The 25,603-nt window shown below is 38.2% G+C and carries 25 protein-coding genes and 3 tRNA genes; 12 read left to right on the top strand and 16 right to left on the bottom strand.

Annotation, left to right across the window (positions count from 1 at the left end):
* Positions 1 to 43 precede the first annotated feature (43 nt).
* From mfd to ychF, 3 genes are all read right to left on the bottom strand, one after another.
* Positions 44 to 3,547: a transcription-repair coupling factor gene (mfd, locus tag D8872_RS04000; RefSeq protein WP_125390031.1), complete on the bottom strand. Its 3,504-nt coding sequence runs from the start codon at positions 3,545 to 3,547 to the stop codon at positions 44 to 46.
* Positions 3,540 to 4,109, bottom strand: a complete 570-nt coding sequence (pth, locus tag D8872_RS03995; RefSeq protein ID WP_125390030.1) for an aminoacyl-tRNA hydrolase — start codon at positions 4,107 to 4,109, stop codon at positions 3,540 to 3,542. The genes mfd and pth overlap by 8 nt, the downstream gene beginning before the upstream one ends.
* Positions 4,110 to 4,181: 72 nt before the next feature.
* Entirely contained in the window at positions 4,182 to 5,297 is a 1,116-nt protein-coding gene (ychF, locus tag D8872_RS03990) for a redox-regulated ATPase YchF (RefSeq protein ID WP_125390029.1), read from the bottom strand.
* Between the two features lie 166 nt (positions 5,298 to 5,463).
* Between ychF and D8872_RS03985 the strand changes: the two genes are divergently transcribed.
* Entirely contained in the window at positions 5,464 to 5,958 is a 495-nt protein-coding gene (locus D8872_RS03985; RefSeq protein WP_125390028.1) for a DUF1307 domain-containing protein, read from the top strand.
* A gap of 241 nt (positions 5,959 to 6,199) precedes the next feature.
* Here D8872_RS03985 and D8872_RS03975 read toward each other — a convergent pair whose 3' ends face one another.
* The 5 genes from D8872_RS03975 to htrA form a co-directional block, all read right to left on the bottom strand.
* Complete coding sequence (locus D8872_RS03975; RefSeq protein WP_015604158.1) at positions 6,200 to 6,394, bottom strand: DUF951 domain-containing protein; 195 nt, start codon at positions 6,392 to 6,394, stop codon at positions 6,200 to 6,202.
* Between the two features lie 162 nt (positions 6,395 to 6,556).
* The gene (dnaN, locus tag D8872_RS03970; protein WP_015604157.1) at positions 6,557 to 7,693 is read right to left on the bottom strand and encodes a DNA polymerase III subunit beta; all 1,137 of its coding nucleotides are present in this window, start codon (positions 7,691 to 7,693) and stop codon (positions 6,557 to 6,559) included.
* A gap of 157 nt (positions 7,694 to 7,850) precedes the next feature.
* Entirely contained in the window at positions 7,851 to 9,206 is a 1,356-nt protein-coding gene (gene dnaA, locus D8872_RS03965) for a chromosomal replication initiator protein DnaA (RefSeq protein WP_125390027.1), read from the bottom strand.
* Positions 9,207 to 9,418: 212 nt separating this feature from the next.
* Complete coding sequence (locus D8872_RS03960) at positions 9,419 to 10,180, bottom strand: ParB/RepB/Spo0J family partition protein (protein WP_125390026.1); 762 nt, start codon at positions 10,178 to 10,180, stop codon at positions 9,419 to 9,421.
* A 62-nt stretch (positions 10,181 to 10,242) separates the two neighbouring features.
* Entirely contained in the window at positions 10,243 to 11,421 is a 1,179-nt protein-coding gene (gene htrA, locus D8872_RS03955; RefSeq protein WP_125390025.1) for a serine protease HtrA, read from the bottom strand.
* 202 nt (positions 11,422 to 11,623) lie between these two features.
* Here htrA and rlmH point away from each other — a divergent pair, with 202 nt between their 5' ends.
* From rlmH to sdaAA, 9 genes are all read left to right on the top strand, one after another.
* Complete coding sequence (rlmH, locus tag D8872_RS03950; protein WP_125390024.1) at positions 11,624 to 12,103, top strand: 23S rRNA (pseudouridine(1915)-N(3))-methyltransferase RlmH; 480 nt, start codon at positions 11,624 to 11,626, stop codon at positions 12,101 to 12,103.
* A 43-nt stretch (positions 12,104 to 12,146) separates the two neighbouring features.
* Positions 12,147 to 12,220: transfer RNA gene (locus tag D8872_RS03945), tRNA-Arg, on the top strand.
* 176 nt (positions 12,221 to 12,396) lie between these two features.
* Positions 12,397 to 12,525: a ComC/BlpC family leader-containing pheromone/bacteriocin gene (locus D8872_RS03940; RefSeq protein ID WP_125390023.1), complete on the top strand. Its 129-nt coding sequence runs from the start codon at positions 12,397 to 12,399 to the stop codon at positions 12,523 to 12,525.
* Positions 12,526 to 12,547: 22 nt separating this feature from the next.
* Positions 12,548 to 13,894 (top strand): GHKL domain-containing protein, encoded by a 1,347-nt coding sequence (locus tag D8872_RS03935; RefSeq protein ID WP_376739487.1) that lies wholly within the window; start codon positions 12,548 to 12,550, stop codon positions 13,892 to 13,894.
* The gene (gene comE / locus D8872_RS03930; protein WP_125390022.1) at positions 13,891 to 14,634 is read left to right on the top strand and encodes a competence system response regulator transcription factor ComE; all 744 of its coding nucleotides are present in this window, start codon (positions 13,891 to 13,893) and stop codon (positions 14,632 to 14,634) included. Before D8872_RS03935 ends, comE begins: the two co-directional genes overlap by 4 nt.
* 63 nt (positions 14,635 to 14,697) lie before the next feature.
* Positions 14,698 to 14,769: transfer RNA gene (locus D8872_RS03925), tRNA-Glu, on the top strand.
* Positions 14,770 to 14,774: 5 nt separating this feature from the next.
* Positions 14,775 to 14,848: transfer RNA gene (locus D8872_RS03920), tRNA-Asn, on the top strand.
* Positions 14,849 to 14,980: 132 nt separating this feature from the next.
* Positions 14,981 to 15,652: an L-serine ammonia-lyase, iron-sulfur-dependent subunit beta gene (sdaAB, locus tag D8872_RS03915; RefSeq protein ID WP_125390021.1), complete on the top strand. Its 672-nt coding sequence runs from the start codon at positions 14,981 to 14,983 to the stop codon at positions 15,650 to 15,652.
* Between the two features lie 8 nt (positions 15,653 to 15,660).
* Positions 15,661 to 16,533, top strand: coding sequence for an L-serine ammonia-lyase, iron-sulfur-dependent, subunit alpha (sdaAA, locus tag D8872_RS03910; RefSeq protein ID WP_125390020.1), 873 nt, complete (start codon positions 15,661 to 15,663; stop codon positions 16,531 to 16,533).
* A 56-nt stretch (positions 16,534 to 16,589) separates the two neighbouring features.
* Here the strand turns inward: sdaAA and D8872_RS10980 are convergent, their stop codons facing one another.
* The 8 genes from D8872_RS10980 to yfmF all read right to left on the bottom strand — a co-directional run bounded on the left by D8872_RS10980 (position 16,590) and on the right by yfmF (position 23,842).
* The gene (locus tag D8872_RS10980; RefSeq protein ID WP_125390019.1) at positions 16,590 to 17,249 is read right to left on the bottom strand and encodes a LysM peptidoglycan-binding domain-containing protein; all 660 of its coding nucleotides are present in this window, start codon (positions 17,247 to 17,249) and stop codon (positions 16,590 to 16,592) included.
* Positions 17,250 to 17,435: 186 nt separating this feature from the next.
* Positions 17,436 to 18,230, bottom strand: coding sequence for an energy-coupling factor transporter transmembrane component T family protein (locus D8872_RS03900; protein ID WP_125390018.1), 795 nt, complete (start codon positions 18,228 to 18,230; stop codon positions 17,436 to 17,438).
* On the bottom strand, positions 18,223 to 19,062 hold the full coding sequence (locus D8872_RS03895; RefSeq protein ID WP_125390017.1) for an energy-coupling factor ABC transporter ATP-binding protein: 840 nt from the start codon (positions 19,060 to 19,062) through the stop codon (positions 18,223 to 18,225). The genes D8872_RS03900 and D8872_RS03895 overlap by 8 nt, the downstream gene beginning before the upstream one ends.
* Entirely contained in the window at positions 19,047 to 19,874 is an 828-nt protein-coding gene (locus D8872_RS03890) for an energy-coupling factor ABC transporter ATP-binding protein (protein WP_185761385.1), read from the bottom strand. Before D8872_RS03890 ends, D8872_RS03895 begins: the two co-directional genes overlap by 16 nt.
* Position 19,875: 1 nt before the next feature.
* Positions 19,876 to 20,415, bottom strand: coding sequence for a CDP-diacylglycerol--glycerol-3-phosphate 3-phosphatidyltransferase (gene pgsA, locus D8872_RS03885; protein WP_125390042.1), 540 nt, complete (start codon positions 20,413 to 20,415; stop codon positions 19,876 to 19,878).
* Between the two features lie 10 nt (positions 20,416 to 20,425).
* Positions 20,426 to 21,241 carry a cytoskeleton protein RodZ gene (rodZ, locus tag D8872_RS03880; RefSeq protein WP_125390015.1) on the bottom strand — a complete coding sequence of 272 codons (816 nt, stop codon included), beginning with the start codon at positions 21,239 to 21,241 and terminating at the stop codon, positions 20,426 to 20,428.
* A 58-nt stretch (positions 21,242 to 21,299) separates the two neighbouring features.
* Complete coding sequence (yfmH, locus tag D8872_RS03875) at positions 21,300 to 22,595, bottom strand: EF-P 5-aminopentanol modification-associated protein YfmH (protein WP_125390014.1); 1,296 nt, start codon at positions 22,593 to 22,595, stop codon at positions 21,300 to 21,302.
* On the bottom strand, positions 22,595 to 23,842 hold the full coding sequence (gene yfmF, locus D8872_RS03870; RefSeq protein WP_312023915.1) for an EF-P 5-aminopentanol modification-associated protein YfmF: 1,248 nt from the start codon (positions 23,840 to 23,842) through the stop codon (positions 22,595 to 22,597). The genes yfmH and yfmF overlap by 1 nt, the downstream gene beginning before the upstream one ends.
* Before the next feature lie 189 nt (positions 23,843 to 24,031).
* Here yfmF and yaaA point away from each other — a divergent pair, with 189 nt between their 5' ends.
* Both yaaA and recF read left to right on the top strand, forming a co-directional pair.
* A complete protein-coding gene (gene yaaA, locus D8872_RS03865; RefSeq protein WP_125390012.1) occupies positions 24,032 to 24,421 on the top strand; it encodes a S4 domain-containing protein YaaA in 390 nt (129 codons plus the stop codon).
* A 3-nt stretch (positions 24,422 to 24,424) separates the two neighbouring features.
* A complete protein-coding gene (recF, locus tag D8872_RS03860) occupies positions 24,425 to 25,540 on the top strand; it encodes a DNA replication/repair protein RecF (protein WP_125390011.1) in 1,116 nt (371 codons plus the stop codon).
* Positions 25,541 to 25,603: the final 63 nt, after the last annotated feature.

Raw genomic sequence — 25,603 nt, 5'->3', positions numbered from 1 at the left:
AGAAACAAAGCCAAAAAGCTGAAATTTTACCGAATTGTAATGTTTATTCAGCTTTTCGATTCTTGATTTCTACCAGTTTTTCACCAAAGTTCAGCAAGTTTTCCAAAATCTCGAAATCTTTTTTCTTCCGAACATCAAAAACGACTTCAATCAAGCCTTTCTGCTCTCCAATTCGAGCCTTTAGATTTGTCGCTGACAAAGCTTCAAAATAATCTTGGGTCAGATAGATTTGCTGAGAAATTTTTTCAAAACGAATGATGACAGATTCATGCTTTCGATCAACAAGTGCCACAAAGGCTTGATCAAGATAGGATTTGACTAAACCAATCTCTAGTAGGTAAGCCACTACATCTGGATATTCTCCAAAGCGATCGATCAATTCATCTTGTAGATGTTCATAGTTTACACGATTGTCAATTTCACGAATTCTCTTGTAAACCTCGATTTTCTGACGCTCATCAGAAATATAATCACTTGGAAGATAGGCATCAATTTGAAGATTGATTTCAGCGTTGCTTTTTTGACGCTTGGTTTCCTTACCTTGCTTCTTGGCAATGGCTTCTTCTAAAAGCTGAGAATACATTTCAAATCCTACAGAATCAATGAAACCTGACTGTGAACTTCCTAAAATATTTCCTGCTCCGCGGATAGACAAATCCCTCATCGCAATCTTGAATCCAGATCCTAACTCAGTAAATCCTTTAATGGCTTCTAGTCTTTTTTCTGAAACTTCAGTCAGAGATTTATCTGGTCGGTACATAAGATAAGCATAAGCGATTCGATTGCTGCGGCCAACTCGACCACGAAGTTGATACAAGGTTGACAGCCCCATATGGTCAGCATTTTCGATAAAGAGAGTATTTGCATTTGGAATATCGACACCAGTTTCGATGATCGTTGTTGTAACTAAAATATCGTATTCGCCATTCACAAAGTCTAAAAGGGTATTTTCTAAACGCACCTCTGTCATCTGTCCATGAACATAACCAATTGAAGCCTCTGGAATCAACTCTTTTAATTCTGAAACTTTTTGCTCAATGGTGTCAACTTTATTGTAAAGGTAGTAAACTTGTCCGCCTCGGTCTATTTCACGTAAAACTGCATCCCGAATAACTGTCTTATTATTTTCTAAAACATAGGTTTGAACTGGATAACGATTTGTCGGTGGTGTTTCAATGACCGATAAATCTCGAATCCCTAGCATCGACATATGAAGGGTTCGTGGAATAGGGGTAGCCGTCAAGGTCAGAACATCAACCTTCTTTTTTAGTTCCTTTAACTTTTCCTTATGCTTGACACCGAAGCGCTGCTCTTCATCTATCACCAATAGCCCCAAATCGGAGAATTTTACATCTGCTGATAGAAGGCGATGGGTACCGATAATAATATCAATCTGCCCTTTTTCCAATTTTTCTAGAGTCTCTTTTTGTTCCCCTTTACTTCTAAAACGACTGAGAACATCGACATTCACGGCAAAATCGTTGAAACGTTCTTTAAAGTTTGTGTAGTGTTGCTGAGCTAAAACAGTGGTCGGAACCAAGATAGCCACCTGTTTATGATCGTTGACAGCCTTAAAAGCAGCCCTCATAGCCACTTCTGTCTTCCCAAAACCAACATCGCCAACCAAGAGTCGATCCATTGGACGGTCGCTCTCCATATCCTTCTTGATTTCCTGAATGCTTCTGAGCTGATCATCTGTTTCCACATACGGAAAGGCATTATCAAACTCTACTTGATGCTGGTCGTCACTAGAAAATTGAAAACCTTTTAATTGACTACGCTCTGCATATAATTTAATAAGGTCATCGGCAATGTCTTCAACCTGATGTTGTACTTTTTGCTTCGTTTTTTGGAAACGCCCATCATTTAACTTATTAATTTTAGGTGCTTTTCCATCACTAGCTACATATTTAGACAGAAGGTTGATTTGATCCACCGGAATGGAGATACGATCTGCATTTTGATACTGAATCGTCAAATAATCCCGATGAACTCCTGAAACCTCAATCGTTTCAATTCCTAAATAGCGACCAATACCGTGGATATTATGAACCACATAATCGCCTTTTTCCAGTTCATTATAGTCTTTCAATCTTTCAGCATTAGAAATATTTTGACGACGAATCCTACGTTTGATTTTTTTCTGAATCATCTCATGCTCAGTAATCAAAACGATTTTTTCATCGACAAAATTAAATCCTTGAACTAGATTTCCTTCTATGAGCTGGACAGCTTTTTCATGGATGTCTTTTTCCTTGATGTAATCTAAATGAATCTCATAATCCTGTAAAGTTTTATGTAAACTTTGTAAACTTGAGGACGAATTTGCCTGCAAGACTACCGTATAGTCCGATTTCCTAAAGCGATTGATTTCTTCTTTTAAGAGAGGAAACTGACTAAAGAATTCCTGCATTGGATATTGATTAAATTGATAAAGTGCATCAAATTTTAGATTTCCTAAGCCTTTATGGAAATTAGAAAAAAATGTAGCAGGTTTATATTTACGATAGTCCTGATAATTATTTGCAAAGTATTGTTGATTTGACAGTGCTTTACTATTTTGTAAATCATCTGTCAAGATATTCGCAACTTCTAATTCAAACTGTGCATGCTTGTCCATTATCTTTTGAAAATCATCAAAAAATATAGGAGTGTGAGTTGGTAGGTAGTCTAAAATAGTCCATTCTTTCTTATAAAAAAAGGAAAGAAATTTGCGAATGTCTGCATGATGAAAGTGCTCTCTAACAGAGCTCAATACTTCTTCTAAATAGGATTTTAAGGAAGGATCAAGAACCGTAGAGAGAGACACTTCTAGATTTTTCTGTCCTCTTGCATAATCTTCTTCTGTAAATAGAAGATCTGTAACAGGCTCTATCAAAATCTGTTCCACATTTTCAAGAGAAAGTTGATTTTCAGGATTGAAAATCCTTATGCCATCAATCTCATCTCCAAAAAACTCTATCCGATAAGGATATTGAGCCGAGCGTTCAAAAATATCTAGAATATCCCCTCTCAGACTGTACTCTCCTTGACTGAGAACCTGAGAAACCTTTTTATAACCATTACTTGACAAAGACTTGACTAGGTTGTCAAGGTTGTATTCTTCAGTAACAGAAAGAATAAGCTCAGATTGTTTAAAAATATCAGGCTGGGGCAAGAATAAACGACTAGCTGCAACATTGATGATTAGAATCCCATTTTTCTCTTTGTCTGATAAAAATTTCATGGCTTCTAATCTGGCAAAGATTTTTTCTTGCGATGAAAAAACAAACTCAGCCAAAGGGGTATCATCTGCCAGGAAAGTATAAACCGTTTCTTCTCCCAATAAAGAAAGTAAATCACTAGCCAGCCGCTCTGCTTCATTTTGACTCGAAGTGATGACTAGGATTTTCTCCTGCTCTTCTAAGCTACTGGCAATCGCCAAAGCTTTTGTTGAAGCTGAAAGTCCCATCACTAACTGACGGGTCTTCTTTTGTAATTGTTGCTTCCAGTCTACAATTTGTCGATTTCGACCAAATAGATCAAGTAGTGTCATTGTATTATCCATTGTATTGTTGCATGGTCTGCTCAAAATTCTCAGTTTGTAAATAATGATTTACAGCACTGTCAACTTTATCTAATGTATTTAAAATACTGATATAATCTTCCTCATCAAATTTTCCTAAAACATGATGAATAACTGACATATTATTTTTAGGTCTTCCAATGCCAATTTTCACTCGCTTGAATTCCTGTGTTCCAATATGTTTAATGATGGACTTAATACCATTGTGCCCGCCAGCTGAACCTTTGGTACGAAGACGAATTTTCCCAACTTCCATATCTAGATCATCATAAATAACGAGTAAGTCATCTATATCCAAGCCGTAGTAAGTGAGCAGGGCATGGACTGCTTTCCCACTTTCATTCATAAAAGTAGTTGGTTTTACAAAATAGACTTTTTCCCCATTCAAGAAAGTTGAAGCAATGTCTGCTTGAAAAATCTTATCTGCTGTAAACTTTAGATTTAATTCTTTACACATCTTGTCAACCAACATAAAACCTACATTATGTTTGGTCTCAAAATATTTATCACCTGGATTTCCCAATCCAACAATTAATTTTGTCATTTTACTCCTTTATAAAAGCCAAAAGGGCTGGAAATTTCTTTCCAACCTATGTATTTTAAATTTACACTTAATTTACACGTTAAAGCGGAATTCCATAATATCGCCATCTTGAACGATATATTCTTTTCCTTCTTCACGCAAACGTCCAGCTTCTTTTACAGCCTTTTCAGATCCATATTTTACCAAATCATCATAAGACATCGTCACTGCACGGATGAAACCTTTCTCAAAGTCTGAATGAATGATACCAGCTGCTTGAGGGGCTTTCATACCACGCTTGAAGGTCCAAGCTCGGACTTCCTTTTCACCAGCGGTAAAGTAGGTTCCAAGCCCCAACAGATGATAGGCTGCACGTGTCAATTTGTCTACACCTGACTCTGTCAAGCCAATAGCTTCCAAAAATTCTGCCTTGTCTTCATCATCTAGTTCAGAAATTTCTTCCTCTGCACGCGCTGAGATGACAACAACCTCAGCATTTTCTGTAGCTGCAAATTCACGAATCTGCTTCACATAGTCAATATTTTCTGGATCAGCCACCTCATCTTCACTGACATTGGCCACATAAAGCACTGGCTTAATCGTTAAGAGAAAGAGACCTTTGACGATTTTTTGCTCTTCTTCTGTAAACTCAACTGTTCGAGCTGACAGACCGTCTTCCAGAACTGGCTTGATCTTTTGTAGAACATTAAATTCTGCTACTGAGTCCTTGTCCTTCTGGGTACGAGCCATCTTCTCAACACGCGCATAGCGTTTGTTGATACTTTCTAGATCGGCCAAAATAAGCTCCAGATTGATGGTCTCAATATCAGCCATAGGGTCGACAAAGTCAGACTCACGACCCTGTTCCCGCATGACATTTTCATCATCAAAGGCACGGACTACATGGACGATAGCATCCACTTCGCGGATATTGGCCAAGAATTTATTTCCCAGCCCTTCACCTTTCGAAGCTCCCTTTACAATACCTGCAATATCTGTAAACTCAAATGTAGTTGGAATCTTCTTTTGAGGTTTAATCAATTCTGTTAATTTGTCCAAACGAGCATCTGGCACCTCTACCCGACCGACATTTGGATCAATGGTCGCAAAAGGGTAGTTGGCAGCTTCTGCCCCTGCTTTTGTAATTGCATTAAATAAAGTTGACTTACCTACATTAGGCAGTCCAACAATCCCTGCTGTTAAAGCCATTCGTATCTTCTCCATTCATCTTTTCAATCCAAACCATTATACCATAAATCCTTATCCTAAACAGCGGATTTGAATGAAAAATTTCCTGCTTTCTGGATAGAATTAAAAAATATTTTCTACAAAAAATGATATAATGTAGTTAATATTTTGATAAAAGGAGTTAGCCATGAAAAAAATGACAATTAAAACCTTTGTTCTTTCTTTCTTGACGATGTTTACTTTACTTGTTTTAGCTGCCTGCAGTAGCAGTCCTAAAAAAGCCTATTTTCAGTTGATTGACCAAAAAACCAAGCAAGACAGTCGGATCACTCTTGAGTACAAGGGCGATGATTTGCTGAACAATGAAACCAGCAATGTTTTCTATTATGAGCCTATCGGATTGACAAAAGATACCGCCAAAGAGCAAATTGGGGGCTACATGAAAACCCTGGAAAATATTAAAGGACTTACTAATAAAATCGAATATAAAGACGATCATTTGACGCAAAAGATGACAATGGATTTTAGCAAGGCAGATATTTCAGAACTGAAAAGCAAACAGCTTATCCAAACAGATGGAGACCAAAAAGCTAATTATATCAGTTATAAAGAAACGGTAAAATCCCTCGAAGCTTCTGGTTATAAAGAAGTCAAAGATGGCAAATTTGAGGATCTTAAATAAAAGCAGAAAAACGAGGCTGGGACTTTTGTCCCAGCCTCTCAATTGTCTTTGGATTGTCGAGCAAGACGCAGTGGTTGAGTGGGCTCTACTANGCTGATTTCATCAGCTTTTACAGCCCTACTCAACTGTGCGGAGGTGGGACGACGAAATCGAATTCTAACGAATTACCGATTTCTGTCCCAATCTCGTTCTTTGTTGATGAGGTATCTTATTCAAAATCAAGCTAAGTCTAAAATATGGACTATTCGATAACCTTCTTCATTTTTCTTTCAAAATCATATCTGCTCATCATGACAACGTGTTCGCAGTTGCTACAGCGAATCTTTATATCTGCTCCCATGCGGATGACTTCCCAACGATTGGCCTTCTTGCCCGTTGACTTAATTGTACAGGCATGGGGCTTTTTCATTTCTACAAAAGTTCCAAGTTCGTACATCTTCTCTCCTTTTGACAATCTATTTTTTATTCTATTAAAAATACAGATTGACGCTTTTCTCAACCCTAGCTGTATTATACCACAAGTTTAGAATCAGCTGGCATGCAAATTATAAAAATAAGACAAGGCGGATCGAGTCAACCTTGTCTTAAATCTTATCTTCTAATTGGTACGGACTGGCGTGATCAGCTGGATAAAGTTTTCAGCATCTTCACTTGGAACCAAGGTGAAAGGCCGAACAGCTGAAATAAAGCTGATGGTCACCTTCTCGCTGTCGACTGCCTTTAGCGCTTCGATCAGATAGGTGGGATTGAAGCTGATGGTCAAATCTTCTCCTGACACACTTTCTGTATCAATTTCTTCATTTACGCGCCCAACTTCTGGTGAATGTACATGGGCGCTGACAATGCCCTTCACAATTTCTAATTTCACGGTTCCATTTTGAGTCGCATTGGACAGAAGACGAGACCGTTCCATGGCATGACGTAAATTATTGGTATTAAAGGTCACAACGCTTGAAAATTCTGTCGGAATCAGGCGGTCTGTGTCAGGATAGTTTCCTTCCAACAGGCGTGTATAGAAGCTGATATTTTCACTTCTAAAGAGAAGTTGGTTATTGGCAAAGAAAACCTCTACTGTTTCAATTTCGTCTGTGAAAACAGCTGTAAATTCACGCAGAGAACGGCTAGGAATTACCACATCGAAGTCATCTCCCTTCTTGTCCAAAGTAATTTTCTTTTGGCTCATTCGGTGAGAGTCTGTCGCAACTGTTTTGAGGGATTGGTTATCTGTCAAGACAAAATGAACCCCTGTCAAAATAGGACGACTTTCTTGCGTGCTAGCAGCAAAAGCTGTTTCATTGATGATGTTTTTGAGGACTTTTGTTTCTAAAACCAAAGGATTGCTGGTAGAGACTTCTTGGATACGTGGATATTGATCAGCATCTTTTCCTTTTAGCGTAATTTCTGACTTGCCGCTGGTGAGGACGATTTGTTTTTGTTCAATCTCTTTAAAATCAAGTACGATATCTGGCAAGCTAGAAATGACATTGATAAAGAAATTTGCTTCGAGGAGGATCGAACCTGGTGAAGTAATCAAGAGCCCAGCATTCTCATTTTGAACTGAAATGAAGTTTTCAATGGAAATTTGACCATTGGAACCAATCAAGGTAATGCCTTCTTTCGTTACATCAATTTTAACAGTTGATAAAATTGGAATAGCGTTTTTGGTACTGATAGCTCTCTTCGTTGTATTCAAAGCTTGTAGGAATAAATTTTTGTTAATAGAGAAGTGAATCATAGGGACTCCTTTTATTATTTATGATTATTAAGTTAATAGTAATAGTAGTTCTTGTGGAAGCTGTGGAAAAATGGAGCAAAGTATCTAAAATCAAGTTTTAAGACTTGTTCACAACCTGTGGAAAAAACTTCAGATTAGCTAAATCTTTTCCACACCCTTATTTTATCTTGTTTTTGATATTTTCGATTTCAAGTCGCAGGCTATCGTCAGTTTCGAGTCGGTTTTTGATTTTTCCATGCGCGTGAATGACTGTTGTATGGTCTTTGCCGCCAAATTCTCGTCCGATTTTTGGTAGGCTATTGTCTGTTAGTTCGCGGGCTAGATACATGGCCACTTGTCTAGCCAAAACGATATTTTGGACTCGACGACTTCCCTTCATTTCCTTGACACTAACGCCATAGAAATTGCCGACCTCAGACTGGATCTTTTCAATCGGAATGACTGTTACCTGACTAGAGTCCTGCTTGCGAGCTCGAATAGCTTCAGCAGCGATGTCAATCGTAATTTCCTTGAGATTGCGGACTCTTGCAATGAGCGTGATATCATTGAGTGCCCCTTCTAGGTCACGGACATTCGAATCAAATTGTCCGGCGAGGTACTCCAAAGTATCATTAGGGAAAATGTAGTCCAGATTTTCTATTTTGTTTCGGAGGATGGCAATCCGCGTTTCAAAATCAGGTGGTGTAATATTTTGAGTGAGCCCCCATTTGAAGCGCGTGACCAAGCGTTCTTCCAAATTATCAAGATGATCTGGACTGCGGTCGCTGGTCAGCACAATCTGCTTGTTATCGCCATGAAGGGCGTTAAAAGTATTAAAAAATTCTTCTTGGGTAGAGACTTTTTTTCCGCCAAGAGACTGGATATCATCAATCAAGAGCAAATCCAAGCTCCGATAGATTTTTTTGAAATTATCCATGTCACCGAGCCTCAGATGCTCCAGAAAGTCATTGATAAAGGTTTCTGCTGGAATATATTTCACACGCGCATCAGGAATATTTTCCAAAATTTGATTGCCGATAGCATTTAGTAAGTGAGTTTTTCCTAGACCTGGACCGCCATAGATAAATAGGGGATTATAAGTAGTCGCTAGGTTTTCAGACACAGCCAAGGCTGCTGCTTTGGCCCAGATATTTCCATCCCCTTGTACAAAATTATCAAAGGTATATTTAGCTTTTAATCCAGTATCAATGGGCGGTAAAGTTGGTCGAAATGGAGTTTTTTCAGCCTGTTCCTCCAGCTGATATTTGGAAACAAGGTCATGTCCTGCTTCTTCAAAGACGTATTTGGCTGTGATTTGATCGTTAAAAATTTCAAAGCCAGCTGTAAGAATAACGCCTACCAAGTTTTGCTCCCAAAACAGCTGTTTGACTGGGCTATCAAGAAAGATAGTGGCCTGATTATTTTCAATGGCTATCAATTTTGCTTCTGCAACAAAAAAATCATAGGTTGTCTGTTTTAGTTGAGCAGCTGAAAGTTCTAAAATTCTTCGCCAAAATTCTTGCTCTTTGGTCATTGCCTCCTCCTTTTCAAAAAATTATTCTATATGTCGACTCTCATTTTAACATAAAATGATCAAGTTTTCCACAACTTGTGGAGAAAAATTAACAATGTTCATAAGACTTATCCACAGATTGTGGATTACAAGCAAAATCCTTATTTTTCAAAGATTTAGGCCGCTTTTAAAGGTGGAAAAGTCTGTTAGTTTGAAAAAAGAAAATAACAGCCCTATTTCAGGCTGTTTATAATTCTTTGGTACTCTTCCTCATTTTCAAAAGGAATAATGATCTTTCCTTTTGAAGGAGTTTTCAATTGAATAGTGACATTGAGGCCAAGGATTTTTTTCAGTTTTTCTTCTTCTGAATGGGCGAAAATTTCTTTGTTCTTCTTAGTCTTTGACTTTTTGGTCTTTTGTAATGAAAGTTCAAGAGCACGAACGGATAAATTATCTTGAATGATTTTGTCCAGCCAAAAGACTTGTTCTTCCTTTTTGAGTGGAATGAGGAGACGAGCATGCCCTTGCGAAATCATTTCCTCTTTGACAGCGTCCATCATAAAAGCTGGCAGCTGTAACAGGCGGACAAGATTACTGATGTAAGGCCGAGATTTTCCCATGATTTTTGCAATTTCTTCATGGGTTAATCCTTTCTCAATCAGATGCTGATAGGATTCCGCTTCTTCGATTGGATTGAGATCTTCTCTCTGCAAATTCTCGATGATGGCTTGCTTCATCATGTCATCGTCAGATAGGTCTTTAATGAGGGCAGGAATCTTTTCTAAGCCAGCAATCTTAGCAGCTCGGAATCGTCTTTCACCTGCTAAAATTTCGTAACCAAATAAGGAAGATTTTCTCAAAATAATGGGCTGGATAATTCCATTCTCTTTAATAGAAGCTGCCAATTCATTTATTTTTTCTTGAGAAAAACTCTTTCTAGGCTGATAAGGATTGGTTCGAATGTCTTTTAGTGGTATGTATTGATAATTTTCCATTTGTATATAGCATAACACACCTTTACGATCGTGTAAAGGTGTGTTGACAATTATGTAAAGGATTAGTTGTCACTTAAGTCTTGGGTTGATTTGGTCAGTTTGATGATTGTAGTAGCTTCTTTACCATCCCTAAAGTAAGTTACTTTCAACTCATCCCCCAGAGAGTGTCTGTAGAGAGCAGATTGTAAATCACTGGTTGACTCAACATCCTTATCGTCAACTTTTGTGATGACGTCGTATTTCTGAAGTTTATTTTCAGCAGGCATTCCTTCTTGTACAGAGCGGACAAGGATACCTGATTTTACAGATGAAGGTAGACGTAATTTTGCTAAGTCAGAAGTGGCGATATTAGATAAATCAAGCATTTGGATACCCAGAGCAGGACGAGTGACTGTTCCAGTTTTCTCTAATTGCTTGATGATATTGACAACATCGTTTGATGGAATTGCAAAGCCCATGCCTTCTACAGCAGTTTGACCATTGTGAGAGATTTTGCTGGACGTAATACCAATAACTTGCCCTTGGATATTGATGAGTGGGCCACCAGAGTTACCAGGGTTGATAGCAGCATCTGTTTGCAAGGCAGTAGTCGAAATATTTTGGCCGTCTTCAGATTGCAAGGTTACATTTCTACCCAAACTAGAGATGATTCCCTGTGTAACAGAGTTAGCGTATTCTGTTCCGAGAGGACTTCCGATGGCAATAGCAGTTTCTCCTACTGTCAGGGAGTTGGAATCTCCAAATTCAGCTACATCTTTCACCTTTTCAGAGCTAATTCTTACTACAGAAATATCAGAATAAACATCTGATCCTACCACTTCACCAGGAACCTTACTACCATCTGCTAGTAGAATATCGGGATTTTTTGCTCCATTAAGCACGTGAGTATTGGTAACAAGGTAGGCATATTTTCCTTCCTTCTTATAAATGACACCTGATCCCTCACTAGCTACTTGAGGATCACTGGTTGATTCATTATTGATCACTTCTTCTTGATTAGAACCGGTATAAGTAATCACCGATACAACTGCGTTTTGCACTTTTTTTACAGCCTTTGTGGTGTCGGTTGTGTTTTTATAAGACGTTGATACAGTAGTCTTTGAATTTGAAGAACCAAGATTAGCCATTTTATTATTAACAAATGCGGTGGCTAAATTTCCTAGGCTTCCGCCAATAAATCCTACAACTAAAACAATAAAAAGCAACAAAGATTTTTTAAAGAAATTTGAAGCGTTTTTCATATTTTCCTCCTTGATTACAATTGATGAAATTATAGAAATCTATTCTTAATTATAACTTAAAATCCACAAGTTTTCCACAACTTGTGGAAAACTTATAAAAAATGTTGATAGAGGTTAGAAAATACATAGATTCAACAAGTTTTCCATAAAAAACTGATGTGAATAAAGTGTGAAATCCATGTGGATATGATAGAATGGAAATATGAAAATAAAGCTTGTAACCGTTGGAAAATTAAAAGAAAAATACCTCAAGGATGGAATTGCTGAATATGCCAAACGCCTGAGTCGATTTTCTAAGTTAGAAATTGTAGAATTAGCAGACGAAAAAACACCAGATAAGGCCAGTGAGCTAGAAAATCAGCAAATCCTCGAAAAAGAGGGAAATCGGATCTTAACAAAAATCTCTGAACGAGAATTCGTGGTTGCTCTAGCTATTGAAGGAAAGCAATTTCCTTCAGAAGAGTTTAGTTCGATCTTGAACGACATCACAGTTCGTGGCTTTTCTGATATTACATTTGTGATTGGTGGCAGCTTGGGTCTGTCTCCTGCTGTCAAAAAAAGAGCTAATCTACTGATGAGTTTTGGAAAATTGACCCTGCCCCATCAACTGATGCGCCTTGTTTTGGTAGAGCAGATTTACCGGGCTTTCATGATTCAACAAGGGAGTCCCTACCATAAGTAAATCTTGACGATACTAGATTTTTCTGATAGAATGAAAAGGTATCGGTCTCATAGCTCAGCTGGATAGAGCATTCGCCTTCTAAGCGAACGGTCGCAGGTTCGAATCCTGCTGGGATCATAATATACACTATTCAGACACGAAAAATTTCGTGTTTTTTTGTTATATTTTTGAGAAAACGACATTTCAGGAATAAAAAATGACATTTCAGGGAAAGATGACAGATTATTTGAAATTTTATTTATAATAGATCTTGTAAGGTAACACTTACGAAAAAATTTTTAGGAGAATCTATTATGAAAAATACTCAGAAAAACTTTAAAACAATCGCTCAATTCCCAGCCTTGAATGAAAAAGAACTTAAAGAAGTTCTTGGAGGAGATTTAAGAAATATCTTCTTAAAAATTAAATTTAAGAAAAAATAACATCGATAACTTAGGAGATGGAATGATGTTTGAATTATTTTTTTGGATATTGCAAGCCGCCATTGAAGTATATTTCACTATTGTTATATATGAAAAGATCAATAAAGTAAAATCTAGTTTTTACTTTACTTTTCTGTGTGCTATAGTCTTAATTTTATTACCATTACTCATATTAAATTTAGAATCTATATTTTCTTTGTCAAGGCATGTTCTGTATTTTATTTTACTACTGATTTATCCTCTTTTTTTCTACAGATATTTTTATAAAAAAGAGAAGTTATCAACTCTTTTCTCTATATTTCTATCTCTTCTCCTTTATTTAACAGTTCAGTCTTCTACTACCTTTTTTTCCGTCATTATTTCCTCAATTACAGGGGATTCATTTGTAAAAGATAATTGGGCTATCTTTTATATCACGATAAACAGTATCTCTGTTTTGTTTATGCTAAAATCTATTGATTATTTTGAATTTCAACTGAGAGATTTTAAAGACTCTTCCTTTAAAAAGACAGTTCAAAAGATTAATATTTATTATTTTCTAACGATTCTCATATTGAATGTTTCTCATTGGTTAAGTGAAGACGATCATTTTAATAGTTTTAGCAGTATGCTAGCGACTATTTGTTTCTTGATCTTTATGACGACTCTTTTCTATTTAAAGGCGATTCGGGAAAAGTATGAAAAAGAAGAGGAGATTCGACAAAGAGAATTGGAACAGTTGCAGCTGCAGCAGTATACAGATGAAATTGTTTCTCTTTATAATGAAATTCGTGGCTTTCGTCATGATTATGCCGGCATGCTGACTAGCTTTCAGACGGCCATCAATACTCAAGATATCAAGGAAATTGAAAAAATATATCAAGAAGTCTTAGTTGATGCAAATTTAAAATTACGCTCGGATAAATACACTTATTTTGATTTGAACAATGTTGGCGACTCAGCTCTCCGAAGCGTTATGACGGAGACTTTATTCAAGGCGCGTGAACACCAGATTGATTTGACATTCGAAGTCAAAGATCCTGTTGAGACATTACCGATTAAGCTATTAGATGTGGTAAGAATGGCTAGTATATTACTAAACAATGCTGTTGAGGGCGCAATCGAAAGCTATGAAAAAATGATTCATGTGACTTTAGTTCAACTCGATACAGAAATCATTTTTGTTGTAAAAAATTCCCGCAAGCAAAGAAAATTAGATTTAGAAGAAATTTATGAACCAGAGTTCTCAACGAAAGGTTGTCGAAGAGGCCTAGGTTTAAATAATCTAAAAGAAATTTTAGAGAATTATGAATATATCATGCTCGATACAGAAATAAGTAAGTATGATTTCACCCAAGTATTAACAATTAAAAGAAGGAATAGTTTATGAGAATCTTAGCATTAGAAGATACCTTAGCCCACCAACTCCGCATGGAAAAAACTTTAGCAGAGATTGCTGAAGAAATGGGGCTTGATATCCAGGTCAAAATCACAGGAAAAATTCAGGAATTTAAGGACTACGTCGAAAATGAAGATGTCAATCAGATTTATTTTCTGGATATAGATATTAAAGGGGAAGAGACCAAAGGATTGGAGGTCGCTCGTTTTATTCGTCATCATAATCCATACGCCATTATTGTCTTTGTAACTTCAAAATCAGAGTTTGCGACCATGACCTTCAAATATAAGGTATCTGCTCTTGACTTTATTGATAAAGATATTAACGATGATTCGTTTAAAAAACGTATAAAAGATTGTATCATTTATACGAAAAATACCTTAATTACAAACACTAACATGGTTGATTATTTTGAATACAGCTATCGAGGCAATGATGTGCGCGTGCCATTTAATGATATTTTGTATATTGAAACCTCAAGCTCCTCTCATAAGTTACGGATGGTCGGAAAAAACTTTATAAAGGAATTTTATGGAACAATTGCCAGTGTTCAAGATCAGGATGAGAAAACCCAACGTTTTTTTGCTTCCCATAAATCTTTCTTAGTCAATATCGATAATATCTGCGATTATGATAAGAAAACCAAGGAAATTATATTTTATGAAGGCCGCCGTTGCCCTGTTTCCAGGCTAAGAACAAAACATTTAAAAGAAATTTTAAAAAATAAATAAAAAAACTGTTGACAAAGATTCAAAACCTGGTATAATAGAATATGTTCTGAAAAGAACATAGATGGTCCGTTGGTCAAGGGGTTAAGACACCGCCTTTTCACGGCGGTAACACGGGTTCGAATCCCGTACGGACTATACTATCCGCCATAGCTCAGTTGGTAGTAGCGCATGACTGTTAATCATGATGTCGTAGGTTCGAGTCCTACTGGCGGAGTAAAAGAGTTTCAGGTATGCGAATTACCAAGAATGAAAAGAGGACAATTGTCCTCTTTTTTTGTGTGATATGAGGCAGAACTTTGATAAGTTTGATATAATAATTTTAGAAAATATGTTCAAGAGGTTTCTTATGAAATCATTAAAATTTCAATCTGTTTTTGACATTATCGGGCCTGTCATGATTGGCCCTTCCAGCAGTCACACTGCAGGTGCTGTGCGTATCGGCAAGATCGTATCTTCGATTTTTGATGACACACCGACCGAGGTTGAATTTCAGCTTTTTAATTCCTTTGCAAAGACTTATCGCGGACATGGTACAGATTTGGCCTTGGTAGCAGGTATTTTAGGAATGGATACGGATGATCCTGAAATTCCTAACAGCCTTGAAATTGCTCATAAACGCGGTATCAAGATCGTCTGGACTATCCAGAAAGATAGCAATGCTCCTCATCCAAATACGACAAAAATCACGGTTAAGAATGACTATAAGACCATCAGTGTAACGGGTGTATCTATCGGTGGTGGAAATATTCAGGTGACCGAGTTAAATGGCTTCTCAGTCTCTCTCAGCATGAATACGCCAACCATTATCATCGTCCACCAAGATGTTCCAGGTATGATTGCCCATGTCACGGAGGCTCTATCACGCTACAATATCAATATTGCTCAAATGACGGTGACTAGAGAAAAAGCGGGTGAGAAAGCGATTATGATCATTGAGGTGGATAGTCGTAGTTGCGAAGAGGCTATCGAAGAGATTCGGAAAATTCCCCATCTTCACAATGTCAATTTCTTTAAATAGGAGAAGAGATGTTTTATTCAATAAAAGAGTTGGTTGAGCAAGCTGATTTAGACTTTAATGGCAATGTCGCTGAATTAATGATTGCGACCGAGTATGAATTGACAGGTCGGGAAAGAGACGAAGTTTTACGTCTGATGAGCCGAAATCTTGAAGTGATGAAAGCTTCAGTCCTTCTTGGGCTTGATGAGAGTAAGTCTCGCAGCGGATTGACTGGTGGAGATGCAGCCAAGCTGCACCACTATATCCAGTCGGGGAAGGCTTTGTCAAATTATACTGTGCTGACTGCTGCAAAAAATGCCATTGCTGTCAATGAACACAACGCTAAAATGGGCTTGGTTTGTGCTACACCAACAGCTGGTAGCGCTGGCTGTCTGCCAGCAGTCCTTACATCAGCGATTGAAAAATTAGATTTAACAGAGGAGCAGCAATTAGACTTTTTGCTGGCTGCTGGCGCTTTTGGCTTGGTTATTGCCAATAACGCTTCTATTTCCGGTGCAGAAGGAGGCTGTCAAGCCGAGGTTGGCTCCGCTTCTGCGATGAGTGCAGCTGCTCTGGTTTTAGCTGCTGGAGGTTCTGCTTTTCAGGCTAGTCAAGCTATCTGTTTTGTCATCAAAAATATGCTGGGCTTGATTTGTGACCCAGTAGCTGGTTTGGTAGAAGTTCCTTGTGTCAAGCGAAATGCCATGGGAGCTAGCTACGCCTTTATCGCAGCGGATATGGCTTTGGCCGGAATCGAGTCTAAAATCCCTGTTGACGAAGTCATTGATGCTATGTACCAAGTAGGCTCTAGCCTGCCTACTGCCTTCAGGGAAACAGCTGAAGGAGGGCTAGCTACAACTCCTACTGGCCGCAGACTTTCAAAAGAAATTTTTGGAGAATAAATAGTATCTTTGAGTAATAAAAAATGACTAAATATGTTTAGTCATTTTTTATTATTTTAGTAAGCCCAAGCAGATAGTCCTTGTGCACTGTAAGCACGGTAAGCTGCTTGAATTTGATCTTCAACAGTTGCAGTAGATCCCCAACCTGGCATTGTTTGGAAAAGACCACTTGCTCCTGATGGGTTGTAAGCATCGACTTGTCCGTTAGATTCACGAGCAATAATATTTTCCCATGTAGATGCAGACACTCCTGTCATTTCAGCCATACGAGCAGCTGCGTAAGAACCTACAGCACCTGGAGTATTACCATTTGCGAGTACGACGTCTGATGAATAGGCAGAGTAGTCTGAAGTTGCAGTAACTGCAGGAGTTTCTGTCGTTACTGGAGTTTCCGTAGCTACTGGGGCAGCTGGAGTTACTGGAGCTGGGATTGCTGGTGTCGCTGGTGAGACAGCAGGTGCTGATGTTGTTTGTTTTGCAACATCTTTCAAATCACCTAATTCCAAAACTTGTCCAGTCATGATAAAATCTGGATTTGAAATTTTGTTTAATTCTACCAAACGTTCAACAGTTGTTTTTTTACTTTCAGCGATTTCTGATAGGGTATCTCCAGCTTTTACTGTATAAGATTCAGCACTAGCAACAATAGTTGATGCAAATAGTGTTGCTGTAGCAATCGTTCCTGCTAGAGTCAATTTTTTCACTTTCATACTCATTTTAAAAGTTTTCTCCTTTAGTTATAATACTATCATACACATTAAATATTACTAAAAGATTACATTTTAAGTACGAATATTACAAAAATATTGAGATTTACACATAAAAATATTATTTTAAAAGGATTTTTAGTGTATTTCATTAGATCTCTAACAAAAATATTGCTATCAAACTTATACTATTCTTTATTTTTTTAAGATAAAGAGCAAGATACCAATCAGGAAAATAGAGAGAATAGCCAGATTGTCAATCATTTTCCAAGAAAGTTGTCGATAGCGGCTTCTTCCTTCACCACCACTATAGCCACGCGCTTCCATTGCGATAGCTAAGGCGTCTGCCCGTTTGAAACTAGAAGCAAATAAGGGAATTAAGATTGGAATGATTGATTTAACCTTTTGAACAATCGTTCCTTCGCCAAAATCAACTCCTCGAGCCCTCTGAGCGTTCATAATTCTCGTAGTGTCATCCATTAAAGTTGGTACGAAACGCAGGCTCATAGAAAGCATGAGGCCAATTTCATGCGTAGGAACTTTAAAGAATTTGAGTGGTTTCAGTAGAGCTTCCACTGCATCTGAAAGGCTAAGTGGTGTTGTGGTTAAGGTCAGAAGGGTTGAGAAAAAGATAATCAAAACAAAACGGCTAAAGATGATACCCGCTTGAGAAAGACCAAATTCTGTAATTTTAATGAAACCAAATTGGAAAAGTACCTTGCCTCCCCCCGTCAGAAAGAGCTGGAAGAGGGTGGTAAAGGCAATAATGAAAACCATTGATTGAATGCCCTTTAAAAAGAATGTCAAAGGAACTTTTGAGAGAAAAATCAGAGTAAAAACGAAAACAAACAGCAGCAAATTAGTGATGAGATTGTTAGCCCAGAAAATTAATAAAATAAAGAAGAACATGGCCACCAATTTACTGCGCGGATCCAATCGATGGATGACTGAATTTCCTGGGATATACCGTCCTAAAATCAACTTATCCATGCAGCATCTCCTTAAATTCCTCAATCGTAATTGGATAATGAGAAAATTTCATTCCTTTTTCAGCTAATTCCTGGGCAAATTTTGTGATTTTAGGAACCCCTAGCTGAATCTTTTCCATAAAATCGATATCTTGAAAAACCTGAGCAGGCTGACCGCTTTTGACGACGTGGCCCTTCTCTAACACATAGACCGTATCGGCAAAGTTAGCAACATCATCCATTAAATGGGTTACAAGAACAATGGTCATTCCAGCTTGATGCAGTTTCTTAAAGAGTTCCATCAATTCCTTGCGCCCTGCTGGATCAAGTCCAGCCGTTGGCTCATCCAGAACCAAGATATCAGGCTCCATTGCTAGGATTCCAGCAATGGCGACCCTTCTCATCTGCCCGCCAGAAAGTTCAAAAGGACTGCGGCTAAACAATTCTTCAGAAATACCGACAAGGCTTAATTTTTCACGTGCTAAAGTCTCGGCTTCTTCTTTAGAGACACCAAAATTTTGCGGACCAAAGGCTACGTCTTTCAAAACAGTCTCATCAAAAACCTGACTTTCAGCAAATTGAAACACCAAACCAACCTGTTTACGAACTTGTTTAATGTCCTTGTTGACGGAATTTGAAGTGATGGTGACATGATTGACTTGTACGCGACCCTCGCTAGGAGTCAGCAAGCCATTCAAGAGCTGTAAAATGGTTGATTTTCCGCTACCAGTGTGCCCAATCAAAGCCGTATAGCTACCATCTTTGATTTCCAAATCAACTTCAAAAAGCGCTGGACCCTCAAATGGAGTTCCAGCCTGATAGGTATAACTGACTTTATTTAGAGTAATTCCCATAATTGTTCCTGCAATTCTTTTTCAGTTAAATAGGTTTCTGGCAGAGTTAGCCCAGTTTGAATCATGGCAGCTTTGACCTGGTTGACAAAGGGTTGATCCAAGCCCAAGTCTTCCAAATCAGGTCTGGAAAAGAGTTCTCTTGGTGTAGCGGTTGACTCAACTTGACCATTTTTCATAACAAGGACACGGTCACTAAGCGAAATCTCGTCCAAATCGTGGGTAATGGAGATGACTGTTAAATGATTCTTATCTTTAATTTTCTTGACAGTCCGAATCAGTTCCAGTCGGCCTTCTGGGTCTAACATACTGGTTGCTTCATCCAAGATGATAATATCTGGCTGGAGCGCGACTACGCCAGCAATAGCGACTCTTTGCTTCTGTCCGCCAGAAAGTCGAGCAGGTTCTCTCTCTTTAAAATTCTGCATGCCGACTAGTTCCAGAGCTTCATGGACGCGTTTCACCATCATGGGATAATTCATGCCTTGATTTTCCAGACCAAATGCAACGTCGTCTTCAACAGTTGCTCCTACAAACTGGTTATCAGGATTCTGAAAGACCATGCCGATTTGGCGACGTTTTTCCCAGACATTATCAGCCGTCAATTTATCTCCAGAAATGAGGATATCGCCACTCTCGGCTTCTAAAAGACCGTCAATCAAACGAACCGTAGTCGATTTTCCGCTGCCATTGTGGCCGACAATAGATAACCATTCTCCTTGTTTCACGTGAAACGAGACATCTTTTAAAATATAATCTTCAGACTTATGGTCATAGCGATAACTAAGATTTTTTACTTCAATGATATTTTCCATATTATTTAAATGTATCTTTAAAGAGATAGGCACTGCCCTTGAAATAATCATAGCCAGAATAAATAGTGAAAATCAGGGCTATGTAAAGGAGAATCTGACCGATTAAAGTCCAATGGAGCAGAAGAAAGAGGATGGCAAACATCTGCGTGAAAGTCTTGATTTTGCCTGGCATAGCAGCCGCTAGAACTGTTCCGCCAGTTTCTACCAAGAGGAGCCTCAAACCAGTGACAGCCAGCTCTCGGCAAATGATGATAGCTACTACCCAAGCAGGAGCCATTTTCATTTCAATCAGCATGATAAAAGCGGACATAACCAGCAGTTTATCGGCCATGGGATCGGCAAATTTCCCAAAATTGGTCACGACCTGCCACTTGCGAGCCAGATAGCCATCCAGATAGTCTGTGACGCTGGCAAGGGCGAAAATGATTCCAGCTAGGATATGCATGGCTGGCGAATGACCAAAAGTTAAAATCAAAATAAAGATTGGGATTAAGGCAATTCTGGCAAGGGTTAAAGCGTTGGGGATATTTTCTTTTTTCATCATTCTTCCTTTATGATTCAATTGTAAGGGTGATTATAGCACTGTCGCTGGTCAAGGTAGATAGGTCTATTTTCTGACTGCCGACAGTGACAGTGACGCCTTTCACAACTCCTAGAGTAATTGTATAAGTTGTATTGGGAGAGAGTGTCACTGTTTGGCTTGATTGGGTTGGAGTAAGGGTTGTACCTGCTGCAAGGTCTGTATTTGTCACACTAATCCAGCTTGAGGTATTGCTTGCTGAGATTGTTAACTGAGTAGTTTGCGACTCGCCACGATATTTTACAGTTAAATAGTTTCCTTCTCCAGTGACTTCCAGCTTTTCTTTTGTTGAGCTAGAGTCTGTTGTGGAAGTCTCAGGTGGAGTTGAACTATCTTCGATACTTGAGCTCGAGACGAGGCTGTAACTATCGGAGCTGGCAAACTGCGGAGTAGTTGTATTTGCATATTGCCAAACGTAATAGGTGACAAAAATAATGATAGATAGGGCAACTACTAGGAAATAAAAGAGCGGAAGCGAAAAGGAACGATTTTTATATTTTCTGCTTCGAAATTCTTCGTTTTCAGCTAATTCAATTTCGTCATAAACGACAGTATTATCTGTGTCGTATGCATCCAATAGAATCTGCTCATCTAAATCCAGAGCCCAAGCGTATTTTCGTAGCAGGCTACGGACGTAAAAGGCATTTGGAAATTTCTCGTATTGATTGTTTTCAAGAGCCTTTAGGTAGTCAGTTTTTATATCTGTTTTTTTGGCTAGATCTGCTAAAGTAAGTTTCTGGTTTACTCGAGCAAGTCTGAGTACTTCTCCTATCGTTTTTTTTCTCATAAGGATAGTCCTTTTCTCTTAGACATTATTCTAACAAAATTTTGAAATAAACTTGGAACTATTTTGGGAAAATAGTAAAATCTGTCATATCACACTGGTCAATAAAGCGATGTCCGACTTTTAAGACGTCATTTAAAGTGATATCCTGTAAAATCTTAGGTAAATCAAAAAGATTCTCCCCTTTTAAATGCGGTTCATACTGGGTTGCCATGTATTCAAGAGAATTCAGACCATGTAGCAGATCTCCAAACATTTCACTTTTAATCGTATCTAGATGTGTTTCTGTGACATCTGGATCTTGAGCAAATTTCCGGATGGCTGAGCGGAATTGATGAGAAATTCCTACGGGTTCCTGTGTGTCCATAGTTAGGATGACAAAGTGGAAATCCTTTTCCACCTCTACTTCAAGAGTGAGCGAATTGTCAATCTTGCCATTTTCATACAGGGTCTGGAAACGCTTGGAAGTCCAACCAAACATCATAGCAAAAAGCAATTTCAGGGCAATTTTATAGCGATAAAGCTCCGTATCCTGTATCGCATCTTTTCCACGAATACCGATTGCCAACTTAGGACTGGCAACTTCCATCCGACTAGTAGCGGTTGGAATTACTGGCTGTAAGATGATAGACTCTTTTTCAATCGTTTCAGTTAATAATTGAGGAGATAAGGTCTCTTGTGTTTGGACAATATCTTCAAAAGTAGACTCCAAATCAAAATTACCAATGACAAATAAAGTCATATTGGACGGACGGTAGAAAAGCTCAAAGTTCTCTGTCAGATCTTCCACATTAATATCCATGATTGACTCTGTCGTTCCGGCGATATCTTCTGCTAGTGGAGTTTGAGGGTAGAGATTACTCAAAGCACCAAAGAAGAGCCGATAATCTGGATCGTCTTGGTACATTTCGATTTCTTGCTGGATAATTCCTTGCTCACGCTGAACAGATGCTTCTGAAAAATTGGCTTGGGAAACGAGTTCCTGCAACAGCTTCAGATTTTCTGCTACACAGTTTGTCGTAGAAAACAGATAGCTAGTCCGTGTAAAGCTTGTAAAGGCATTACTTTCTGCGCCAAACTTGGTAAATTCTAGCAGTAAATCCTCGCCGTTTTCACGCTCGAATAATTTGTGCTCCAAAAAATGCGCAATCCCTGCTGGATAATGAGAGACTTGCTTTGTTTCACGTGAAACAACCTTAGTATCAACAGAGCCAAAATGGGTTGAGATGATGCCGTAGGTTTCATTAAAATCATTCTTAGGGAGTAGGTAAACCTGCAATCCATTTGCTAGCACCGCCCGATAGATGCTTTCTCCCACGGCTATATAATTAATTTTTTCTAGACCTGGATTCTGCATTATTTCCCTTCCATAAAGTAAATCGCCTGTAATTTCAACTGCTGGGCTGCCTCTATAAGATCAGCTTTGCTGACATTTTCTAATGCTTTCAGCCAAGCCTCTAGTGATAGAAATTTTTTCCCTAGAACAGAGGACATGTAAGCACGCTCAATCAAAGTGTTTTGTCGATCCTGAGCCAGAAGTATTGAATTTTTTAGCATATTCTTGGTTTGTTCAAGCTCTTCATCTGTGAAATGCCCCCGCTTCAAATCGAGAATTTGGCGGTTGATTAAAGCGATGGTCTTTGTCCGATTTGCTCGGTCAATTCCAGCATAGATTCGCATCAAACCAGAAAAAATATCAAAATTGCTAGAAATGGTGTAGGCCAAACTCTCTTTTTCCCGAACATTGACAAAGAGTTTGGAGTGGGCAAATCCTCCTAATAAGCCATTCAAAACAATCAGTGGTAAGTGGCTGCGATCCCCATATTGACTAGAAAAATGGTAGGCCAGTTCAACAATCGACTGATGCACATCTCGCTGCTCCAGCTTTTCTCTAGTTATATTTGAATAGTTTTGCTGATAGCTAAGCTGTAAAGGCTGCTCTCGTTCAGAAAACTGGAATTCTTGGATTTTCTCACGGACAGCAATCTCATTAAAATCACCGATGAAGAAAAAATCGATTTGATCCTGATTTAGCATTTGCTGAAAAGCAGCAAAACTAGTTTCAGCTGTTTCTTTTTCTACTAGCTCGATTGTTGCCACGCGTGGAATCCGCATTTCTGGTAAATCGTAAAATAAATTATTTAACTCTCTGTGAGCATGGTAGAAATGATTCTCAATTTCAGCTTCCAAGTCTGTTAAAACATTTCTCTTTTCAATTTCAAAGGTTTTAGTATCAAAAGCCTTTCCATTTGACAGGGGAAAAAAGAGACTAGCCTTCAAAAAATCTAGTATTTCATCTGCCAACATATTTTTTCGGCTCAAAAATTGATCCCGCACGAAAGAAAGATTGATATCTAGATAATGCACTAATCCCCGTCGTGAAAGGCTTGTCGAGTAATTAGCACCGTATAAATTCGCTAATTTTTCTCGAAAGGCTTGCGATGTTGGATAAAGAGCATTTGAAGTCTCTAGCATACTGGCCGTAAGAACCCGCCCAGCTATTGTTTTTTCAGACATAGGAGCTGAAAATCGCACTTTAATTTTATTAGTTTTAAATTTTTCTGATTGAATGAAGTGAAGATGTACTCCTTTTATGATTTCCATTGCGCTCCTCATACCGAATAATATAGACTTCTATTATAACACGAAATGCTGTTTAATGCTTTGTAAGGATCGGCAATTTTAGTGATTAAAGCGTTTTCTATTTTTCTAGTAAAACTTGTCCTTGAATGAGACTACCACGGAACAGTTTCTGCTTAAATTATGATATAATGACAAGGATTGAGGTGAAATATGGAATATAAATTATTTGACGAATACATTACTCTACAGGCTCTCTTAAAAGAAGTCGGTATTATTCAAAGTGGTGGAGCAATCAAGTCCTTTTTAGCAGATAATCAGGTCTTTTTTAACGGCGAACTAGAAAATAGACGAGGGAAAAAACTTAGAATTGGAGATGTCATTTCTCTCCCAGACCAAGAGCTGGAAATTGTCCTCCTTGCTCCAAGTCAGGAGGAAATCCTTGAACACCAAGAGGAGCAAGCAGAGAAAAAAAGAGTGGCAGACTTGGTTAAAGCCATGAATAAGGACTTGAAAAAATCTCAACCAGCAAAAAAAGAACAGAAGAAAAGAAAGCCCGATCAGAAAAATAAAAAAGCACCTGTTCGCTTTCCAGGAACCTAAGCTATGTGGTTAAAAACGCTGAAAATTAAACATTTTCGTAATTACCAAGCTGCAGAGGTTGATTTTGATCCTGGCCTTAATATCTTTCTGGGGCAAAATGCACAGGGGAAAACCAATATTCTAGAAGCCATCTATTTTTTAGCCCTTACTCGCAGTCACCGAACCCGAACCGATAAGGATTTGATTCATTTTCAAGAGAAGAATCTTCAAATTTCAGGAATCATTGAAAAAACAACGGGTAAAATCCCACTTGACATCGAGTTGACACCAAAGGGGAGAATCACCAAGATAAATCATTTAAAACAAGGGAAATTATCAGATTATATAGGGGTTGTCAACGTTGTCTTGTTTGCTCCAGAAGATTTACAGCTCATTAAAGGCGCCCCTGCTCTGCGCCGAAAATTTATTGATATTGAGCTTGGGCAAATCAAGCCCATCTACCTTGCTGACTTATCTAGTTATAATCATGTGCTCAAGCAAAGAAATGCTTATCTTAAGGCCAATGATAAGATAGATGAAACCTTTCTCTCTGTTTTAGATGAGCAACTGATTGATTTTGGTTGTCGTGTCATGCAACATCGCTTAGACTTTATTGAAAAGCTAGAAGATTTTGCTCAGGAAAGCCATAGCGATATTTCTCAAGGGAAAGAGAAGTTGACAATCAAGTATTTATCCTCTGTTCCGTTTTCATGTCTCGAAAATTTGGAAGCTTCTTTTCGATCAGCCTTATCAGAAAGTCGTAGACGCGATCTTTTCAAAAAGAATACAGGTGTCGGACCTCATCGAGACGATATCAACTTTTTTATCAATGATATGGATGCCGGATTTGGTAGCCAGGGCCAGCATCGTAGCGTTGTCCTATCTCTCAAGTTAGCTGAAATTAAACTAATAGAAAGTCTTACAAAAGATACTCCAATATTATTGCTTGACGATGTAATGAGCGAACTTGACAACATGCGTCAATTAAAATTACTAGAAACTATCTCTCAAAACATCCAGACATTCATTACGACAACCAGCCTTGATCACTTGCAAAATCTACCAGATGATATTAATGTTTTTCAGATAAGTCAGGGTGTAATAAAGAAAGAAGAGAACCTTAGTTTTACAAATAAGTAAAATAGTTGTAAATTTGATTTACAATTTTGTAAACTATAAAAACAACCTTGTCAATTCTTTGAC

It is taken from the genome of Streptococcus cristatus (assembly GCF_003943815.1).
Taxonomy (GTDB): Bacteria; Bacillota; Bacilli; order Lactobacillales; family Streptococcaceae; genus Streptococcus; species Streptococcus cristatus_F.
The sequence above is the reverse complement of the archived record's forward strand: the minus strand, read 5'-3'. Positions and strand labels throughout refer to the sequence as shown.

Bases quoted from the DNA above. Each gene is read 5' to 3' on its own strand.
- htrA (WP_125390025.1), bottom strand. From the start codon at position 11,421: ATGAAAAACGCTTCAAATTTCTTTAAAAAATCTTTGTTGCTTTTTATT.
- D8872_RS03935 (WP_376739487.1), top strand. From the start codon at position 12,548: ATGATGTTTGAATTATTTTTTTGGATATTGCAAGCCGCCATTGAAGTA.
- sdaAB (WP_125390021.1), top strand. From the start codon at position 14,981: ATGAAATCATTAAAATTTCAATCTGTTTTTGACATTATCGGGCCTGTC.
- yaaA (WP_125390012.1), top strand. From the start codon at position 24,032: ATGGAATATAAATTATTTGACGAATACATTACTCTACAGGCTCTCTTA.
- rlmH (WP_125390024.1), top strand. From the start codon at position 11,624: ATGAAAATAAAGCTTGTAACCGTTGGAAAATTAAAAGAAAAATACCTC.
- dnaA (WP_125390027.1), bottom strand. From the start codon at position 9,206: ATGACCAAAGAGCAAGAATTTTGGCGAAGAATTTTAGAACTTTCAGCT.
- D8872_RS03940 (WP_125390023.1), top strand. From the start codon at position 12,397: ATGAAAAATACTCAGAAAAACTTTAAAACAATCGCTCAATTCCCAGCC.
- yfmF (WP_312023915.1), bottom strand. From the start codon at position 23,842: ATGGAAATCATAAAAGGAGTACATCTTCACTTCATTCAATCAGAAAAA.
- recF (WP_125390011.1), top strand. From the start codon at position 24,425: ATGTGGTTAAAAACGCTGAAAATTAAACATTTTCGTAATTACCAAGCT.
- D8872_RS03890 (WP_185761385.1), bottom strand. From the start codon at position 19,874: ATGGAAAATATCATTGAAGTAAAAAATCTTAGTTATCGCTATGACCAT.
- D8872_RS10980 (WP_125390019.1), bottom strand. From the start codon at position 17,249: ATGAGTATGAAAGTGAAAAAATTGACTCTAGCAGGAACGATTGCTACA.
- D8872_RS03960 (WP_125390026.1), bottom strand. From the start codon at position 10,180: ATGGAAAATTATCAATACATACCACTAAAAGACATTCGAACCAATCCT.
- comE (WP_125390022.1), top strand. From the start codon at position 13,891: ATGAGAATCTTAGCATTAGAAGATACCTTAGCCCACCAACTCCGCATG.
- yfmH (WP_125390014.1), bottom strand. From the start codon at position 22,595: ATGCAGAATCCAGGTCTAGAAAAAATTAATTATATAGCCGTGGGAGAA.
- sdaAA (WP_125390020.1), top strand. From the start codon at position 15,661: ATGTTTTATTCAATAAAAGAGTTGGTTGAGCAAGCTGATTTAGACTTT.
- dnaN (WP_015604157.1), bottom strand. From the start codon at position 7,693: ATGATTCACTTCTCTATTAACAAAAATTTATTCCTACAAGCTTTGAAT.
- mfd (WP_125390031.1), bottom strand. From the start codon at position 3,547: ATGGATAATACAATGACACTACTTGATCTATTTGGTCGAAATCGACAA.
- pth (WP_125390030.1), bottom strand. From the start codon at position 4,109: ATGACAAAATTAATTGTTGGATTGGGAAATCCAGGTGATAAATATTTT.
- D8872_RS03975 (WP_015604158.1), bottom strand. From the start codon at position 6,394: ATGTACGAACTTGGAACTTTTGTAGAAATGAAAAAGCCCCATGCCTGT.
- ychF (WP_125390029.1), bottom strand. From the start codon at position 5,297: ATGGCTTTAACAGCAGGGATTGTTGGACTGCCTAATGTAGGTAAGTCA.
- D8872_RS03985 (WP_125390028.1), top strand. From the start codon at position 5,464: ATGAAAAAAATGACAATTAAAACCTTTGTTCTTTCTTTCTTGACGATG.
- D8872_RS03900 (WP_125390018.1), bottom strand. From the start codon at position 18,230: ATGGATAAGTTGATTTTAGGACGGTATATCCCAGGAAATTCAGTCATC.
- pgsA (WP_125390042.1), bottom strand. From the start codon at position 20,415: ATGAAAAAAGAAAATATCCCCAACGCTTTAACCCTTGCCAGAATTGCC.
- rodZ (WP_125390015.1), bottom strand. From the start codon at position 21,241: ATGAGAAAAAAAACGATAGGAGAAGTACTCAGACTTGCTCGAGTAAAC.
- D8872_RS03895 (WP_125390017.1), bottom strand. From the start codon at position 19,062: ATGGGAATTACTCTAAATAAAGTCAGTTATACCTATCAGGCTGGAACT.